Below are 16880 nucleotides of genomic sequence, written 5' to 3'. Positions count from 1 at the left end.
TACAAATCGCCCCTACAATGTAACTAAAAGCAATTGATTATCATAATCAACTTTGCCAAAGGTGTAAGCCACATAGGCAAAAACTTTGGCAAAGTGTAACGACGCAAATGCCATTTTGAAACTTTTCGGACAATCTCTTTATTTTTTGTAACCACCAAAACAAATTTGCTAATTTGCTAATTTTTCTTACTTTTGCCTCTGAAAATTAATGTTTGAAAATGAAGTACAAAAGCCTTATCATAACCCTCCTACTACTCCCCTACTGCGCTTTGGCGCAAATGGCGCAAAATCAAACGCTCATTCACAACCTCACTGCACTTATCAAACAGAAAGATAACTACACGCAGCAAAAAAAACGCAAAATAAAGGAAGCTATCGACTTGTTACGAGTGCCCAATGCCTCTGCTGAACAACGCTATGCTATCAACCAACGCCTCTTCGACGAGTTTAAAACTTATATATCCGACTCGGCGGTGTACTACGTGAAAGAGAATATCCGCATCGCTGAAGAACTCCAAAAAACCGACCTCCAAAACGATTCCCGCCTTTCACTCGCCTCTCTGTACATCATTTCAGGCAACTACTTAGATGCTGCCGACCTGCTCAGAGCTATTGATAAAGAGCAACTGCAAAAACCTCAGCTCATTCAGTACTACAACTGCTACCTCAATCTCTACAACAACTACGCTTTCAACAACCCCGATGCCAAAACCTATATCGCTAAAAGCAATGCTTACCGCGACCTCCTCCTCAACTTAGTAGATAAGAATTCCACTCACTATATCCTCCTCTATGCCGGTGTGCTTACCGATGCTGGCAGGTATGACGAAGCCGAAAAACTCCTCCTCGACCGCTTTGCCCTAATGCACACCGATGAACACGAAAAAGCCGTATTAGGCTATGTGCTTGGCACGCTCTACAAAAAGAAAAAGAATGTGCCTAAACAAATAGAATACTTTGCTATTTCGGCGAGTTGCGACATCAAAGATGCCATTAAAGAAAACGCCTCGATGCTCGAACTTGCCTCAGCGCTCTTTCAATTAGGCGAAGTAGAGAACGCTTACACTTGTATCAAATCGGCGATGGAAGACGCTACTTTTTGCAATGCTCAACTGCGTTCCGATGAGGTGATGAAGATTTTCCCCATTATCGAAAAAGCCTATCAGGAACGCATTCACAGTCAGAATACCAAATTGCGCAACGCCTTGCTGTTAGTAGGGTTGTTTGCCGTTTTCCTCATTATTGCCGTAGTATTGGTTACCCGCCAAATGAAGCGCATCGCCAAAATACGCAAGGAACTCTACCACAAAAACCGAGATTTAGAGCAACTCAACGAACATTTGCGCGAGGTAGTAACCCAACTCAACGAAAGCAACGAAGTAAAAGAAGCCTATATAGGCGAGTTTTTCAACTTATGCTCGGTGTACATCAGCAAATTAGAAAAATATCAAAAAATGCTCGTCAAAAAGGCAAAAGACCGCAATTGGGACGAACTCAACAAAGTACTCCGCTCTACCGAGATGATAGAGCAAGAGCTGAAAGAGTTCTACAAGCTGTTCGACGATATTTTCTTACATCTATTCCCACACTTTATCACCGAGTTCAACGCTCTATTAGCCGAAGACGAGCGTTTTGCCCCCAAACCTCACGAAATGACCCCCGAGTTGCGCATCTTTGCCCTTATCCGCTTAGGCATCACCGATAGCTCTAAAATAGCCACTTTCTTGCACTATTCCACCAATACGATTTACAACTATCGCACCCGCGTGCGCAATAAAGCTATCGTACCGAGAGAAACTTTTGAAGAAAAAGTAATGAAAATAGGCAAGAAATAACACAAAAAGTAAGCTACTTTATTGCTAATCATTTCTTTTTTTGTACCTTTGTGGCGATAAAATAAAAACAAATGACTTACACAATCACCATAGACAATAGTCCGCAAGCTTTATCATTTATAGAATTCGTTAAGAATCTTGATTTTGTGTCGATTACTAAAACTAAAGAAAATAGTACAAAATCAAATGTTGTACTTAATGAACAAAAAGAACTCAAAAAACGTTTTTTTAAAGCGTTAAAAGAGGCTGACGACATACGTGCTGGCAAAAAAGAAGCTATTGATTTAGACGAATTGCTCAATGAACTATAAATTTAAAGCAACTCCCAATTTTGCTAAAGAATTAAAAACTTTAGCTAAAAAGTACAAGAGCCTCAAACAAGACATTGAGGAACTAAAAAAAGAATATGAAGAAAATCCACTTTTAGGCAATAGTTTAGGAGGTGGATATAGGAAGATACGTCTTAAAATATCTTCTAAAAAACAAGGCAAAAGAGGAGGAGCAAGAGTGATTACTCACGAAGTAATTCTCAATATAGCAACAGATGAAGAAACCACGTCTGTCCTTTTAATTTCTATTTATGACAAATCAGATTTTTCAACTATTGATATTACCCCTTTTAAAGATTTTGTAAAAGAATATCGAGAACAAGAAGAGGAAAACCTTAAAAATAAATGATGAAAATATACATCTTAGATGAAATAGAAGATAAGTACATCGGTAAGATAGGTACCAAAGAACGTGATAAGGTTGAGAAAAAAGTGCAATAAGTAATAAAGAAATACAACCAAAAGAAATTAATAAACAAATGAAAAAAATAGTAGTAACAGGCGGGTTGGGCTTTATTGGCTCTCATACCGTTGTAGAATTACAAAACGCAGGCTTTGATGTGGTTATCATTGATAACCTTTCCAATGCCCAAGAAAATGTAAAAGACCACATTGCTAAAATTACAGGTAAAATGCCCGTATTCGAGAAATTCGACTTGCGTGATAAAGCCGATGTACAAGATTTCTTCAAGCGTCATCGCGATGTGCAAGGGGTGATTCACTTTGCTGCCTCTAAAGCGGTAGGTGAGAGCGTGGAGAAACCACTTTTGTATTACGAAAATAACCTTACCAGCCTTGTATACCTCTTGCAAGAACTGAGCAAGTTGCCCAAAGCACACTTCATTTTCAGTTCGTCTTGCACCGTATACGGTCAGGCAGATGAGTTGCCTATCACTGAGAATGCTCCTGTGAAGAAAGCCGAATCACCTTATGGTAATACCAAACAAATCAGTGAGGAGATTATCAGCGATACTTGCAAGGTTACTCCTTCGCTCAATGCAATTGCTTTGCGCTACTTTAACCCTATTGGGGCACACCCTTCGGCTGAAATAGGCGAACTGCCCTTAGGCGTACCTCAGAACTTAGTGCCTTATATCACCCAAACGGCAATAGGTTTGCGCGAGAAACTCTCGGTTTTCGGTGGCGACTACCCTACCCCCGATGGCACTTGCATTCGCGATTATATTCACGTAGTAGATTTGGCGAAAGCTCACGTGATTGCGCTTCAACGCCTATTAGAAAGCAAGAATACTGAAAACTATGAGGTCTTCAATATAGGAACAGGTAAAGGTAGTACTATTTTGGAAGTTATTCAAAGCTTTGAACGGGTATCGGGCAAGAAATTGAACTACCAAATTGTAGGTAGACGAGCTGGTGATATCACCGCTGCTTATGCTAACACTGATAAGGCTAATAACGTACTCGGTTGGAAAGCCCAAAGCTCTTTGGACGATGCGATGCGCTCGGCTTGGCAATGGGAACAGAAAGTACGAGGTCGGTCGTAGCACGACAGGCGGGGAAATTAGCAAATTAGCAGATTAGAAAATTAGAAAATGGGTAGTAATAAAAATGGTTTTGACAGGTTTAGCTTGTTGGACAAATCGGACAGGTTAGGGGTTTCGGAAGGAAACGGAGATTTTCAAAAGGAGGCTGGGAGAGAATTTGATGAAAAAAGGGTGTAAGATGGGTGGGGTTAGCTTATAGAGAGCTTATAGGAAGCTTATACGAATCTTGGACGATTGTTATAGAAAGGGTATATAAGTAGTTGATTCATACTGTGATACGACAAGGCTAAAAATGGTAAAAAGAGGGTTTCGAGGCGAAAGAAAGAGAAAAGGCACTAGGCCTCAGGCCATAGGCACTAGGAGGGAGTGTGACGAAAAATCAAAAGAAACCTCCCCCTTGCCCCCTCAGAGAGGGGGAATGTAGCGACGAAAAGGGGAAAGAAAAATTAGAGAATTAGCAAATTTGAAAATTAGTAAATGGGGAGGTGTGAGGCCTTATACCATAGGTACTAGGAGATAACGTCTTACTATTCACTTACTTGGCTATCGTGAACAACCTTTTAAAGAGGGAATGTGGTGAAGGGTAGATGATAAAAAAGTTAATAACAATTTTTGGATTAAGAAAGGGAAGGGACTGACTGAGGAAACTCAGATAGTCCCTTTACCGCTCATTATATGATTAGATTATGAACGAGCTTTTAAACGATTTTTCTAATACACACTTCGTAGGAGAACTCTCCCTTGGGGTGGTGTGCTTCCGCTTGCTTTTAGCAATAGTCTTTGGCGGATTGGTAGGCTTTGAACGAGAACGCAAGCACAAGCCCGCTGGTTTTCGCACATATATACTCGTGTGCTTTGGCTCTGCGGTAGTTTCGATGATTCAAGACCAATTACGCGTTAGTCTTATTGACTTTAACGCACATTTTCCTGAACTGGCTGCTCTTTTCAAAAGCGATTTAGGGCGTTTGGGTGCGCAGGTGATTAGCGGGATAGGCTTTTTAGGAGCTGGTAGCATTATTAAAGAACGCGGAGAAAGTATTGCGGGAATGACTACCGCAGCGGGTATCTGGGCTACGGGTTGCGTAGGCTTGGGTATTGGCTGGGGTTTTTACAATATCGCTGTGGTGGCTATCGCTTTTATGCTTATCATTATGATATTCCTCAAAAGAGTGGAATCACAGCTCATCAAGAGAAATTTTGTAGGAGTTTTTCAGGTTACTTATGAGGAAGAAGAACTAAATGTAGCTGAAACTATAGAAATCTGCTCGGCTATTTTCCGACGCAAGTCAATGAGTATAACAAAAGTAGAAAAGGACGTCGAAAATCACACACTTACCTTTACGATTGCTACCGCTGATGTTTTGAGTATAGGCAGTGTGGTGAGTTTGCTTTCGGCTAAAGAAGGGATTGCGGCAGTTTCGCAAATACAGTAAGAGCGCATTGGTATGTACGATTTTATTATTATAGGCGGAGGCTTAGCAGGTGTTACTTTTGCTAACTTTTTGGAAAAACACGGCAAGAGCTTTTGTTTGATAGCCGACCGCTCACAAGTAGCTAGTTTGATTGCGGGAGGGGTGTATAATCCCGTAGTTTTAAAGCGATTTACTCCTATATGGCGAGCCGAAGAAGTAATGAGTATGATTGAGCCGTTTTATGCGGAAATAGAGGCTAAAACGGGTGTTTCTTTTCATATATCAATGCCTGTGCTCCGAAAGTTTGCTTCGGTAGAAGAACAAAACAACTGGTTCACTGCTGCTGACCAGCCCTTGCTTTCGGGTTACCTCAGCACTGCATTAGTGCCCGAAACCAATCCCGCAGTGCCAGCTCCTTTTCTTCTTGGAGAAGTAATGCGTACGGGGAGAGTGGAAGTGAAGAAGTACTTATCGGAATGCCTTAGACGTTGGCAGGAAGAAGGAGTTTATCACGGTAAGACTTTCGATTATGAAGCACTTGAGATTTGCGATACACACGTGGTATATCGGGGAGTGGAAGCCCGCAATATAGTGTTTTGTGAGGGATGTGGCATTAGTAAAAATCCTTATTTCAGTTCTTTGCCAATGCGCCCTTGTAAAGGTGAGACCCTTACCTTTTACGCTCCCGATTTACAGTTGCACACTATCCTAAAAAGTGATGGTAGTATCATTCCGTTAGGGGGAGATACTTATATTATGGGAGCAACTTATGACCCCGAAGACCTTACAGATACGATTACAGAGGGAGCTCGCACAGAACTACTAGATAAACTGCGCAAGATGGTGCGTTGTTCTTTTGAAATTATCTCACACCAAGCGGCTTTACGCCCCACGGTAGCTGATAGGAGACCTTTAATAGGGAACCACCCGTTGTATCCTCATCTTTGGGTGCTGAACGGTTTAGGGACAAGGGGAGTGCTCAATGCTCCCTTCTGTGCTAAGACACTTTATGAAGCGGTGTACGAAGAGAAAGAGATTCCTAAAGAGATGAACATAGCGCGTTTCGCTAAACGACTTAGAAGATAAAAAATAGGGAAGAGTTGTGTTCTGCAACTCTTCCCTATTTCTTCTTAATACTTAACTCATTTAAAGGTCTTTTCCAATGTCTTTCCGCCAGTAAGCACCTTCAAACTGTATCTTACTGATATTGTCGTAGGAGCGTTGTAAGGCTTCTTTGAAATCATCACCAAGCGAAGTAATGGCGAGTACGCGACCGCCAGCGGTGAGGAGTTTGCCGTCCTTCAAAGCAGTGCCTGCGTGATATACAGTGCTACCAACAGCTTTTTCAGTGCCTGTAATCTCTTTTCCTTTCTGGTAATCCTCAGGATATCCACCCGATACCATTACCACCGTAGTAGCGCTCTGCGGGGTTACTTTCAGCTCTTGTGAAGCCAAAGTGGCGTTGTAAAGAGATTGGAAAAGCGGAATGAGGTCGCTTTCTATACGGGGGAGAACAGCTTCGGTTTCGGGGTCTCCCATACGCACATTGTATTCTATCACGTAAGGCTCGCCGTCTACTTTTATGAGTCCGATAAACACAAAACCTTTATATACGATACCTTCCTTGTGCAATCCTACAATAGTAGGTTTTACGATGCGCTCTTCAATCTTCTGCATAAAGGCTTCATCGGCGAAAGGCACCGGCGAAACAGCCCCCATACCGCCAGTGTTGAGCCCTGTATCACCTTCGCCTATGCGCTTATAGTCTTTGGCGGTAGGCAATATCTTATAGTCTACCCCATCGGTGAGGACAAAGCAACTGAGCTCAATGCCGTTAAGGAATTCTTCAATCACCACCTTAGTACTTGCTTTCCCAAATTTCTCGTTGATGAGCATACGGCGCAATTCGGCTTGGGCTTCTGTTAAGTTATCTAAGATAACAACTCCTTTACCAGCAGCCAAACCATCGGCTTTCAGTACATAAGGGGCTTTCATCGTGCTGAGGAAAGCACAACCTTCTTCCACTGTATCCTTAGTAAAGCTCGCATATTTAGCTGTGGGAATATGGTGACGTACCATAAACTCTTTGGCGAACTCTTTACTTCCTTCAAGAGTAGCGCCTTGCTGTGAGGGACCTATCACTTGCACGCGGGCAAGGGCAGGGTCGGCAGTAAAGAAATCGTACACTCCTTGCACTAAGGGGTCTTCCGGGCCTACCACTACGATTGCAATCTGTCTTTCGAGTACAAAGGCTTTCAGTGCTGGGAAGTCGGTAGGGCTGATAGCTACATTGGTAGCTACGGTGTGAGTACCCCCATTACCAGGGGCGATATACAAGGTGTCGCATAGCGGACTTTGGTGTAATTTTACGGCAAAAGCGTGTTCGCGACCGCCAGAGCCTAAGATAAGTATATTCATTTTGTTAATTTGGTGCGAGCCGCACAGGCATTTAATCTATCAATTTGTCAATGTGTCGATTTGTCAATTAAATAGCACCGCTACTCATTTGCTAATTTTCTCATTTGCTAATTTTACAATACGGTATGGGTTGCATTTTGTGTTGGTTAGCACGGTTGAGGCGGGTGTATATCTCGAATACTTCACGCTCTCTACCTCTAAATTCCTCAGCTTTTTTGCCTTGCTCTGTTTGGAGCATTGCCCATTCCAGCTCATCGTAAGTAGCTTTCAGTTGGTCTTCATCGCTACGGTCGTCGCCAAAGAGTCCGTCGGAAGGTTTTGCTTTGAGAATACTTTGGGGAATTTGCAAGTATTTGCCAAGTTTGTACACTTCGCTTTTCATCAGGTCGGCTATGGGGCTGATGTCTACCCCACCGTCGCCGTATTTAGTAAAGAACCCTACTCCAAAATCTTCAATCTTATTGCCCGTGCCTACTACTATATAGCCTTCGAGTCCTGCAAAATAGTAAAGGGTTGTCATTCGCAGGCGTGCACGAGTGTTGGCAAGTGCCATTTCGTAAGTAGATTTATCGGTAGGGGGTATTTGTGTCACAAATTGGTCGAATACAGGAGTGAGGTCTACCCTCAGATTGTTCACATTAGGATAATGTGCTTTGAGAAACTCTATATGCTCTTGGGCGCGGCTCACGTGGCTTTCAGCTTGGTGAATAGGCATTTCGAGGCAGAGAGTAGGTAAGCCTGTACGCGCACAAAGGGTAGAGACGACTGCCGAGTCTACCCCGCCCGATACGCCTATGACTAACCCTTTTACACGAGCGTTCTCGGCGTAGGTCTTCATCCAATTAATTATTTGAGAAGCTATATTTTCCATTATATTGAAGTGTTTAACTCTTATGGCGACAAAAATACTACATTATTACCAAATCAGCAAATTTATCATTCACCATTAGAAAAGCCTTTCGTCCAAAAAACTCAAATACTCTTTCTCGGTAACGATTACGTGGTCTAAGAGTTTGATGTCTAACATTTCTCCTGCTGTTTTTACTCTCTGGGTGAGTTCGATATCTTCCTTGCTGGGAGTGGTGCTACCCGAAGGGTGGTTGTGTACTAATATCAACGCAATAGCTCCTTGCTCCAACGCTGTTTTGAAGAGCAGTCGCACATCTACGGTAGTATGGGTAATCCCTCCTGAAAAAAGTCGTGCTTTGTGTATCACACGATTGGTGCTATTGAGGTAAAGTACCCAAAATTCCTCGTGGGGCAACTCGCCTATGAGAGGTTGCATTAGGACAAAAACGTTATGAGCTACCTCTATTTTGGGCTGTGGTTCGGGGGTTTCGGCAGCGCGTCGCCTGCCCATTTCGGTAGCAGCGAGAATGGTAATGGCTTTTGCCTGTCCAATACCTTTGAAGGCTTGTAATTGTTGCAAACTCTGTTTGCCCAAAGTCGTCAAGCTATTATTCACCGAAGCCAAAATGCGCCTACTCAGCTCCACAGCACTCTCATCTGCCGACCCCGAGCCTAATAGTATCGCCAAAAGCTCGGCATTACTAAGGGCTGTTTTACCCTGCGAAATCATCTTCTCACGCGGTTTATCGGTATCCGCCCAGTTTTTAATGGTCATAATTTTAGTTATTAGCCGTTATAGTTTGCAACGTGTTTCCTTTTACTCACATACCCAGCTGCACCAACTCCCTCGCTTTACCTGAAACCTGTTACTTGTTACCTATTACCTATCCTATTCGCCAGCCAGCTCACATAAAACAGCTGAAAGCTGTGATAAAGCATTATCGGCAAGAGGAACATCACTTTGTTATCGTCGGGAATACCCAATACCATCATAAAGAGACTCCCGTGTACTAACGATTTCTTCGAGCCACAAAAAGTAGTAGTAATCGTATCTTCGCGGTTAAAGTGCAAACGGTGCGATGCCCATTGCAAGAGATAGTATACAATGAAAAACATTCCCACCACTGCTACCGCGATAATCGCAAAAGTAATCGGTGGGACACTGCCAAATATACGGTTTACAAAAGCCGTCGAAAAGCTCTCGTAGACAATCAGCAGGATAATAAGTCTATCAAACTTGCCTATCAGTTTGCCATAACGCTCTATAAACTTCTTGCACAGCGGATTAAGCAAGAGCCCTAATACTATCGGCAACAGCACTTTTAATAATAATTGCTGTATAATTGCTACTTGGTCTACTGCCCCTCCACTACTGCTTTCCATAAAAGGGTGCATTAGCATAGGGGTAGCAAAGATTCCTATGAGCCCCGAGATAGAAGCGTTAAAAATCGCTGAGGGCACGTTCCCTTTTGCGATAGACACCATCACTACCGATGACGATACGGTAGACGGCAAGCAAGCCAAAAAGTATATCGAAAGCCACAACACATAGAATTCTGTGCCCTGTGCTATCTTGTAAAAAGGCATTACCAAGAGCGGAAACAGCACAAAGGTAGCTATTTGTACCAGCAAGTGTAGCTTCCAGTTCTTAACGTCGTTCAGCACTTCTCGCAAGTTCAGTTTGAGTCCGTAGAGCAGGAAGATAATCACAATCCCCCAATCGATAAAGGTTCCTAAATTAAAGTAAACGTTATAGCTTTCACGATAAGGAATAAGGTAGCCCATAAGTACCATTAGTACCAAGAGCCACAAAAAAGCGTTTTTAACAAAAAATTTGTGTGAGTTTGTCATTTACTTTCGTTTTAACTATTGTTTTAGTTCCCGTAAAAAACTGATATCTAAATATTTATATACCATTTCTATACTCATCGTTCAAGATTCGTATAAGCTTCCTATAAGCTTTCTATAAGCTAAGACCACTCTTCCTATACCCTTCCAAGTCTTCTGAACCGTTTCGTTTCTTTTCGTCTCCATCTTCCAATCTGTTAATTTTCTCATTATCTAATTCTCTAATTCTCTCATTTGCTAATTTTCTCATTTCTCCTTGCCTGTGCGGCTCGCACTTCATTTTTCCCGCATTTATCAACTATCAAAGCTACTGCACCGTCACCCGTTACATTACAAGCCGTGCCAAAGCTATCCATCGCTATATAAAGTGCAATCATTAGTCCCTGTTGCGCCTCATTAAAACCAAGAATACTGTTCAGCACTCCCAAAGCAGCCATAATAGCCCCTCCCGGTACCCCAGGGGCAGCAATCATCACCACCCCCAGCATCATTATAAAACCAGCAAACAGCGAAAAGTCATAAGGCATTCCTTGAAGCATCATCAGGGCAAGCGCACAAGCCGTAATCTTCATCGTACTGCCCGAAAGGTGAATCGTAGCACAAAGCGGAATCACAAATCCCGCTATCCGTTGCGAAATGCCTAATTTCAGTGCCTGCCTCAACGTTACAGGAATGGTAGCAGCCGACGATTGTGTGCCCAAAGCCGTCGCATAAGCCGGTAGCATCGTAGCCAGTGCCTTAAACGGATTCTTCCCTGCAATACTTCCCGCAATCAGGTATTGGATAATGAGCAAAGCAATATGCATCACAAAAAGAACCAAAATCAGTTTAAAGAACACCTTCATTATTGCCATTACCTGTCCGTTGAAGGTAATTTCAGCAAAAATACACATAATATAAATAGGCAATATCGGTATAATAGCCCTAACGATAAGCCATTTCACAATGTCGCCAAACTCTTTAATCACCTCTGTAAGTTTCGATTCTTCTCTAAACGACAACCCAATCCCGATGATAAAAGAAAACAGCAAAGCACTCATCACATCAGCCAAAGGAGGCATCTCAATGGTAAAATAAGGAGGCAAACTCTTTCCTTTATCTACAATGGTACCCAATTGTTCACCCTGCAATAGCGAAGGAAAAAGAGATTCGCCCACCAAGTAAGTAGAAAAACCCGAGAAAAGCGTAAAAGCATACGCAATTCCTATGGTAATAAGCAGTAATCTACCTGCATTTTTACCCAAATCACTAATCGAAGGCATAATGAGCCCCATCAAAATCAGCGGTATTGCAAACTTTAAAAAGTTGCTAAACAACACCTGAAAAGTAATAAGAATGCGGTACAACCATTCAGGCGCATAATAGCCCAACGCTATCCCAAACAGGATACCACAAACCACCTTAAACAAAAGATTATTAAAAATATTTTTCATTTTCTAGATATTGAAATTATGCTTAAAATAAATCTACTACAACTATCAGCCTCGTACGACTCACTCTGCCCGTGCGGCTCGCACTGCTTGTCGTGCTACGACTCGTGCTACAACCTACGACTTCTGCAGATACTCCCATTTCTTTTGTAGAAAATAATCGGCATATTCACTGTAATCACTCGTTTCATAAAAAGAAAGCAAAGCCTTACGGTACGTATTGATATCCTCTAAGCGAGTCGTGTGAATCGGTACGATATCGTCATTCATCAGCACAATACTCTCAACCAAGCGCGAAGTGCGCTTATTGCCGTCAATAAAAGGTTGCAAGCGCGCAATATTGCAATGCAAAAACACCGCTTTCTCTAAAGGATTTTCTATTTCAGCCTGTTCCTCCATTATCTGGTCTAAGGCTTTTTCAATAAGGTGCTCCCCAGTAGGAGGTGTATAATCCGTTCCAGTAATCCGCACAGCGCGTTTGCGGATAATACCCCTCTCGCGGTTATCTATCAAATCAGCAATCAAGCGAGAGTGTAGCTCAAAAAGCAATCGTTTGTTAATCTCTTCGGTATTCCCTTTTTTGATATACTCTACTTCCGAAATAAAAGTGTTGTAAAGGTTTTTGAGCATTTTAGCCTCTTCATAGCGTCTGGGTGAAGTAATACCATCTTTTAAGAGCGTTTCCGTCTCTACAAAAGTATAAGTATTACCTTCTATCTTCCCAGAGTAAAACGACCATATCACCGCCAAGTCTTGTATTTCCGAAGAATATAAGTCACTTAGGGGTGAAAAATGATTATGCTCCAAAATACGAGCTGCCAACGCTTGCTGTTTTGTTGTAAAGATGTGTTTCATTAAACTTTTAGGTTTTACGTGGCAAATATACAATATTTTCACCTTCCTTTGCTAAAACAAGTTCTGAAATTCAATAAGAAAAAGAAAATTTAAACCTTATATCTGTTGATAATCAATATTATAAAAACCTACAATAAAATATTTTTCTAAAAAAGAATTACAAAGATTTGTCCCTTTTTAAAAAAGTCCCTACATTTGCACAATATTTAGGTTTCTGCTCATAGGTCTCATATTTCAGACCTCAGCTTCTAAAACCATAACACCTACAACCTATGGCTTAACGCCTATGGTCTAAACAACTAAAAATAAAAAAGAATGTTACAAAAAGGAAAAGTAGCACAAGTAATTGGACCTGTGGTCGATGTAGAGTTCGCCTCTGATAATGAACTCCCACGCATTTATGATTCCTTAGAAATCACAAGACCCGACGGTACCAAACTCATATTAGAAGTACAATCGCATATAGGCGAAGACGTGGTGCGCGCCATCTCTATGGACTCCACCGAAGGACTTAGCCGCGACACCGAAGTGATTGCCACAGGCAGTCCTATCAAAATGCCCGTAGGACACGATATCTACGGTCGCCTCTTCAACGTAATTGGTGACGGGGTCGACGGACTCGGCAACCTGCCCAAAGACGGCGACAACGGCTTGCCTATTCACCGCGAAGCTCCCAAGTTCGAAGAACTCTCCACCACTACCGAAGTACTCTTCACCGGTATCAAAGTCATCGACCTTATCGAACCTTATGCCAAAGGAGGTAAAATCGGTCTGTTTGGCGGTGCGGGTGTAGGTAAAACGGTGCTCATTCAAGAATTGATTAATAACATCGCCAAAGGGCACGGCGGTCTATCAGTATTCGCTGGGGTAGGCGAACGTACCCGTGAAGGAAACGACCTGCTACGCGAGATGCTCGAATCGGGCATTATCAAATATGGCGAAGGCTTTATGGAATCGATGGAAAAAGGCGGTTGGGATTTGAGTAAAGTAGACCGCAAGGCACTTAAAGAATCCAAAGCAACCTTCGTTTTCGGGCAAATGAACGAACCTCCTGGAGCACGTGCGCGTGTAGCCCTCTCAGGACTCACTATTGCCGAGTACTTCCGCGATGGTGCTGGCGAAGGTCACGGTAAAGACGTGCTTTTCTTCGTCGATAATATCTTCCGTTTCACTCAAGCAGGTTCTGAGGTATCCGCCCTTTTAGGTCGTATGCCATCAGCGGTGGGTTACCAACCTACGTTGGCTACCGAAATGGGTGCGATGCAAGAGCGCATCACCTCTACCAAGCACGGTTCTATCACCTCAGTACAAGCGGTATATGTACCTGCCGACGACCTTACTGACCCCGCTCCGGCAACTACCTTTGCCCACCTCGATGCTACAACCGTATTATCGCGTAAAATCGCCGAGCTCGGTATCTACCCTGCGGTAGACCCTCTCGATTCTACTTCGCGTATCCTTACCCCCGAAATTTTGGGTAAAGAGCACTACGAGTGCGCACAACGCGTGAAAGAGCTCTTACAACGTTACAAACAATTGCAAGACATTATCGCTATCCTCGGTATGGAAGAGCTTTCAGAAGACGATAAAGTAGCCGTTGCTCGTGCACGTCGCGTACAGCGTTTCTTGTCACAGCCTTTCCACGTAGCCGAGCAGTTTACCGGATTACCAGGAGCTTATGTAGATATCAAAGATACTATCAAAGGCTTTAATATGATTCTCGACGGCGAACTCGACCATCTTCCAGAAGCTGCCTTCAACCTTAAAGGCACCATCGAAGAAGTAATCGAAGCAGGTGAAAAAATGCTTGCCGAAGCACAAGCCTCTTAATAATTAATTATCACAGACCTCAAGTACGTCGATTTTACGTCGTTACATTCCCCCTTTGAAGGGGGCTGGGGGATGTTAATTATAACATCACAACACTTTGCCAAAGTTTTAATGCCTATCGTACTACTATCTTTGGCAAAGTTGAAAAATTAATAAAAAAGCCCGTATGGCTCGCACTTATGTTAGTAGAAATCTTTACTCCTGAAGCCCTTTTGTTTAAAGGTGAAGTAACCTCGGTGAAGGTGCCTGGGGCTAAAGGAACATTTGTAATATTAAATCACCACGCCCCTATCATCTCATTGCTTACGGAAGGCGAGGTAAAGCTCTTCGAGGGCAAAAAAGAACTGCAACATTTCACTATTACAGGAGGTACCTTGGAGTGCAACCAAAACAAAGTAGTGATTTTAGCAGACTAAAAGAAAGGTTTTTTTTTATTTCATCGTAATTAAAAAATTAAATGTAAATAACCGACTCTTGTAAAAGCAGTCGGTTATTTGTTTTTGTAGAATCCAAAATAATTGTGTAACTTTGCCTTTTAGATTTACTATAAATCTTATCTCTTAGCTAAAAAACAGTGATTTCAAAAAACACTATCGACAAAGTATACGACCAAATGCGGGTGGAGGAAGTCATTGGCGACTTCGTCCAACTGAAACGTGCAGGGTCTAATTACAAAGGACTGAGTCCGTTCTCTAACGAGCGGACACCTAGCTTTATGGTCTCACCCGTAAAGCAAATATGGAAAGACTTCAGTAGTGGCAAAGGCGGGAATGCTATTGCTTTCCTGATGGAGCACGAGCACTTCACCTACCCCGAAGCCATTCGCTATTTGGCTAAAAAATACCATATCGATATTGAAGAAACTCAGCAGTCTTCCGAAGAAAAAGCACAAGCCGATGAGCGCGAGAGTCTCTATATCGTCTCAGAATACGCCCAACAGTATTTTCAAGATTCCCTTTTCAATACCGAAGCTGGTAAGGCTATCGGTATGACCTATTTCAAAGAGCGTGGTTTTACCGAGGAAACAATCCAAAAATTCCGCTTAGGCTTCTCCCCCGACGAGTGGACTGCCTTCACCGATACCGCCCTTGCCAAAGGCTATCAGTTGGAGTTCTTAGAAAAAACGGGGCTCACTATCGTCAATGGCGACCGTAAGTTCGACCGCTTCAAAGGGCGCGTAATGTTCCCCATTCACTCTATGAGCGGACGCGTATTGGGCTTCGGAGGGCGCATCCTCACCAACGATAAGAAACAAGCCAAATACCTCAACTCTCCCGAAAGCGAGATTTACCACAAGAGCAAAGTGCTCTATGGCATTTTCTTTGCCAAACAAGCCATCGCCAAAGCCGATAACTGCTATCTGGTGGAAGGCTATACCGATGTGATTCAAATGCATCAAAAAGGCATTGAAAATGTGGTAGCCTCCAGCGGAACAGCCCTTACACAAGACCAAATCCGCCTCATTCACCGCCTTACCCCCAACATCACGGTGCTGTACGACGGCGATGCCGCTGGCTTACGTGCTTCCATTCGTGGGGTAGACCTCATCTTGGAACAGGGTATGAATGTAAAGGTCTGTACCTTCCCCGAGGGAGACGACCCCGATAGCTTTGCTCGCAAAACTGCCTACGAAGACCTCGTACTATACCTCGAAAACAACGCCACCGATTTCATTCGCTTCAAAGCCTCCCTTCTAATGCAAGAGGCACAAAACGACCCTATCAAAAAAGCCGAAACCATACGCGATATGGTAGAGAGTATCTCTAAAATCCCCGACCTTATCAAGCGGGAAGTATATGTGCGCGAGTGCGCTACCATTATGGATATCTCGGAGCAAGTGCTCTTTTCTACTTTGGCGCAAATTCTCAAAAAGGACTTTTATGAAGGACAAAAAGTAGAGCGCAAGCAATCTACTATGCAAGTGGTGCAAACGCCAGAAGAGGCTCAAAAACGCACGGTAAACCGTTTGGAGGTGTTAGAACACGATTTAATAAAGATTCTTCTTTCTAAAGGGAATGAAGACTGTGTTTTCACCGATACTATTCTGGTAGAAGAAGAAAACGGCGACCTCAAAGAAAAACAAGTACAGCAAACTCTCAAAGTTTACGAAAAAGTATTCCTTGAACTTCAAGAAGACGAAATAGAGTTCGCTAACCCCGATTTTAAGCAGATATATGACCAACTAATGACAAAATTCTTGGAAAATGACTCATATGATGTAAATCGGTTTGCAAACGAACTTCCTGTGGAACTCAGTGCTAAGGTATCCGATTTGAAAATGGAAGACGAGTTTAGACATTTAGACAATTGGTTAAAACGAGATATTGTAGCAAAGGAGAAAGACAGAGACCTCAACAGAATTATCTCGGATATCATTCTAAATATTCGTTTGCTATTAATAATGCACCTCATCAACAATTTAGCAGAGAAAGTACGTACTGAAATAACAGATGAAGAACGCAAAAGCATTATGGAAGAGGTGATAGGCTATAACCAACTAAAAACAATATTAGGCAAGCGCTTGAATGTGATAGTAAATTATTAAATCTTCTCCTTTTTGTCATTCTTC

The 16880-nt window shown here is 42.7% G+C and carries 15 protein-coding genes; 9 read left to right on the top strand and 6 right to left on the bottom strand.

Annotated elements, in window-relative coordinates; all coding sequences use genetic code 11:
* The first annotated feature begins 218 nt into the window (after window positions 1-218).
* From COCH_RS04655 to COCH_RS04630, 6 genes are all read left to right on the top strand, one after another.
* Window positions 219-1835: a DUF6377 domain-containing protein gene (locus tag COCH_RS04655; RefSeq protein WP_015782152.1), complete on the top strand. Its 1617-nt coding sequence runs from the start codon at window positions 219-221 to the stop codon at window positions 1833-1835.
* Between the two features lie 71 nt (window positions 1836-1906).
* Entirely contained in the window at window positions 1907-2146 is a 240-nt protein-coding gene (locus COCH_RS04650; RefSeq protein WP_009418182.1) for a hypothetical protein, read from the top strand.
* The gene (locus tag COCH_RS04645; protein WP_009418167.1) at window positions 2136-2513 is read left to right on the top strand and encodes a hypothetical protein; all 378 of its coding nucleotides are present in this window, start codon (window positions 2136-2138) and stop codon (window positions 2511-2513) included. Before COCH_RS04650 ends, COCH_RS04645 begins: the two co-directional genes overlap by 11 nt.
* Window positions 2514-2643: 130 nt before the next feature.
* Entirely contained in the window at window positions 2644-3669 is a 1026-nt protein-coding gene (gene galE / locus COCH_RS04640) for a UDP-glucose 4-epimerase GalE (RefSeq protein ID WP_009418161.1), read from the top strand.
* A gap of 686 nt (window positions 3670-4355) precedes the next feature.
* On the top strand, window positions 4356-5102 hold the full coding sequence (locus COCH_RS04635) for an MgtC/SapB family protein (protein WP_002674488.1): 747 nt from the start codon (window positions 4356-4358) through the stop codon (window positions 5100-5102).
* Window positions 5103-5114: 12 nt separating this feature from the next.
* Entirely contained in the window at window positions 5115-6167 is a 1053-nt protein-coding gene (locus COCH_RS04630; RefSeq protein WP_015782150.1) for an NAD(P)/FAD-dependent oxidoreductase, read from the top strand.
* 60 nt (window positions 6168-6227) lie between these two features.
* On the opposite strand, the gene purD is transcribed toward COCH_RS04630, so the two are convergent.
* The 6 genes from purD to COCH_RS04595 form a co-directional block, all read right to left on the bottom strand.
* The gene (purD, locus tag COCH_RS04625) at window positions 6228-7499 is read right to left on the bottom strand and encodes a phosphoribosylamine--glycine ligase (RefSeq protein ID WP_015782149.1); all 1272 of its coding nucleotides are present in this window, start codon (window positions 7497-7499) and stop codon (window positions 6228-6230) included.
* Between the two features lie 100 nt (window positions 7500-7599).
* Window positions 7600-8370, bottom strand: a complete 771-nt coding sequence (nadE, locus tag COCH_RS04620; RefSeq protein WP_015782148.1) for an NAD(+) synthase — start codon at window positions 8368-8370, stop codon at window positions 7600-7602.
* A gap of 75 nt (window positions 8371-8445) precedes the next feature.
* Window positions 8446-9123, bottom strand: coding sequence for a RadC family protein (gene radC, locus COCH_RS04615; RefSeq protein ID WP_015782147.1), 678 nt, complete (start codon window positions 9121-9123; stop codon window positions 8446-8448).
* 98 nt (window positions 9124-9221) lie between these two features.
* Entirely contained in the window at window positions 9222-10199 is a 978-nt protein-coding gene (locus tag COCH_RS04610; RefSeq protein WP_015782146.1) for a bile acid:sodium symporter family protein, read from the bottom strand.
* Between the two features lie 227 nt (window positions 10200-10426).
* Complete coding sequence (locus COCH_RS04600; RefSeq protein WP_015782144.1) at window positions 10427-11629, bottom strand: dicarboxylate/amino acid:cation symporter; 1203 nt, start codon at window positions 11627-11629, stop codon at window positions 10427-10429.
* A gap of 114 nt (window positions 11630-11743) precedes the next feature.
* On the bottom strand, window positions 11744-12481 hold the full coding sequence (locus COCH_RS04595; protein WP_015782143.1) for a Fic family protein: 738 nt from the start codon (window positions 12479-12481) through the stop codon (window positions 11744-11746).
* Between the two features lie 315 nt (window positions 12482-12796).
* Between COCH_RS04595 and atpD the strand changes: the two genes are divergently transcribed.
* The 3 genes from atpD (at window position 12797) to dnaG (ending at window position 16856) form a co-directional block, all read left to right on the top strand.
* Window positions 12797-14311, top strand: coding sequence for a F0F1 ATP synthase subunit beta (gene atpD, locus COCH_RS04590; protein WP_002674457.1), 1515 nt, complete (start codon window positions 12797-12799; stop codon window positions 14309-14311).
* Between the two features lie 179 nt (window positions 14312-14490).
* Entirely contained in the window at window positions 14491-14727 is a 237-nt protein-coding gene (gene atpC, locus COCH_RS04585; RefSeq protein WP_015782142.1) for an ATP synthase F1 subunit epsilon, read from the top strand.
* Window positions 14728-14885: 158 nt separating this feature from the next.
* On the top strand, window positions 14886-16856 hold the full coding sequence (gene dnaG / locus COCH_RS04580) for a DNA primase (RefSeq protein WP_015782141.1): 1971 nt from the start codon (window positions 14886-14888) through the stop codon (window positions 16854-16856).
* Window positions 16857-16880 lie beyond the last annotated feature (24 nt).

Origin of the sequence: Capnocytophaga ochracea DSM 7271, assembly GCF_000023285.1 — a bacterium.
Classification (GTDB): Bacteria; Bacteroidota; Bacteroidia; order Flavobacteriales; family Flavobacteriaceae; genus Capnocytophaga; species Capnocytophaga ochracea.
This window is presented reverse-complemented; position numbering and strand designations above follow the sequence as displayed.

Excerpts from the sequence above, each read along its gene's own strand:
- COCH_RS04610 (WP_015782146.1), bottom strand. The coding sequence starts at position 10,199 with ATGACAAACTCACACAAATTTTTTGTTAAAAACGCTTTTTTGTGGCTC.
- nadE (WP_015782148.1), bottom strand. The coding sequence starts at position 8,370 with ATGGAAAATATAGCTTCTCAAATAATTAATTGGATGAAGACCTACGCC.
- COCH_RS04595 (WP_015782143.1), bottom strand. The coding sequence starts at position 12,481 with ATGAAACACATCTTTACAACAAAACAGCAAGCGTTGGCAGCTCGTATT.
- COCH_RS04650 (WP_009418182.1), top strand. The coding sequence starts at position 1,907 with ATGACTTACACAATCACCATAGACAATAGTCCGCAAGCTTTATCATTT.
- atpC (WP_015782142.1), top strand. The coding sequence starts at position 14,491 with ATGTTAGTAGAAATCTTTACTCCTGAAGCCCTTTTGTTTAAAGGTGAA.
- radC (WP_015782147.1), bottom strand. The coding sequence starts at position 9,123 with ATGACCATTAAAAACTGGGCGGATACCGATAAACCGCGTGAGAAGATG.
- galE (WP_009418161.1), top strand. The coding sequence starts at position 2,644 with ATGAAAAAAATAGTAGTAACAGGCGGGTTGGGCTTTATTGGCTCTCAT.
- COCH_RS04655 (WP_015782152.1), top strand. The coding sequence starts at position 219 with ATGAAGTACAAAAGCCTTATCATAACCCTCCTACTACTCCCCTACTGC.
- COCH_RS04630 (WP_015782150.1), top strand. The coding sequence starts at position 5,115 with ATGTACGATTTTATTATTATAGGCGGAGGCTTAGCAGGTGTTACTTTT.
- COCH_RS04600 (WP_015782144.1), bottom strand. The coding sequence starts at position 11,629 with ATGAAAAATATTTTTAATAATCTTTTGTTTAAGGTGGTTTGTGGTATC.
- purD (WP_015782149.1), bottom strand. The coding sequence starts at position 7,499 with ATGAATATACTTATCTTAGGCTCTGGCGGTCGCGAACACGCTTTTGCC.
- COCH_RS04635 (WP_002674488.1), top strand. The coding sequence starts at position 4,356 with ATGAACGAGCTTTTAAACGATTTTTCTAATACACACTTCGTAGGAGAA.
- COCH_RS04645 (WP_009418167.1), top strand. The coding sequence starts at position 2,136 with ATGAACTATAAATTTAAAGCAACTCCCAATTTTGCTAAAGAATTAAAA.
- atpD (WP_002674457.1), top strand. The coding sequence starts at position 12,797 with ATGTTACAAAAAGGAAAAGTAGCACAAGTAATTGGACCTGTGGTCGAT.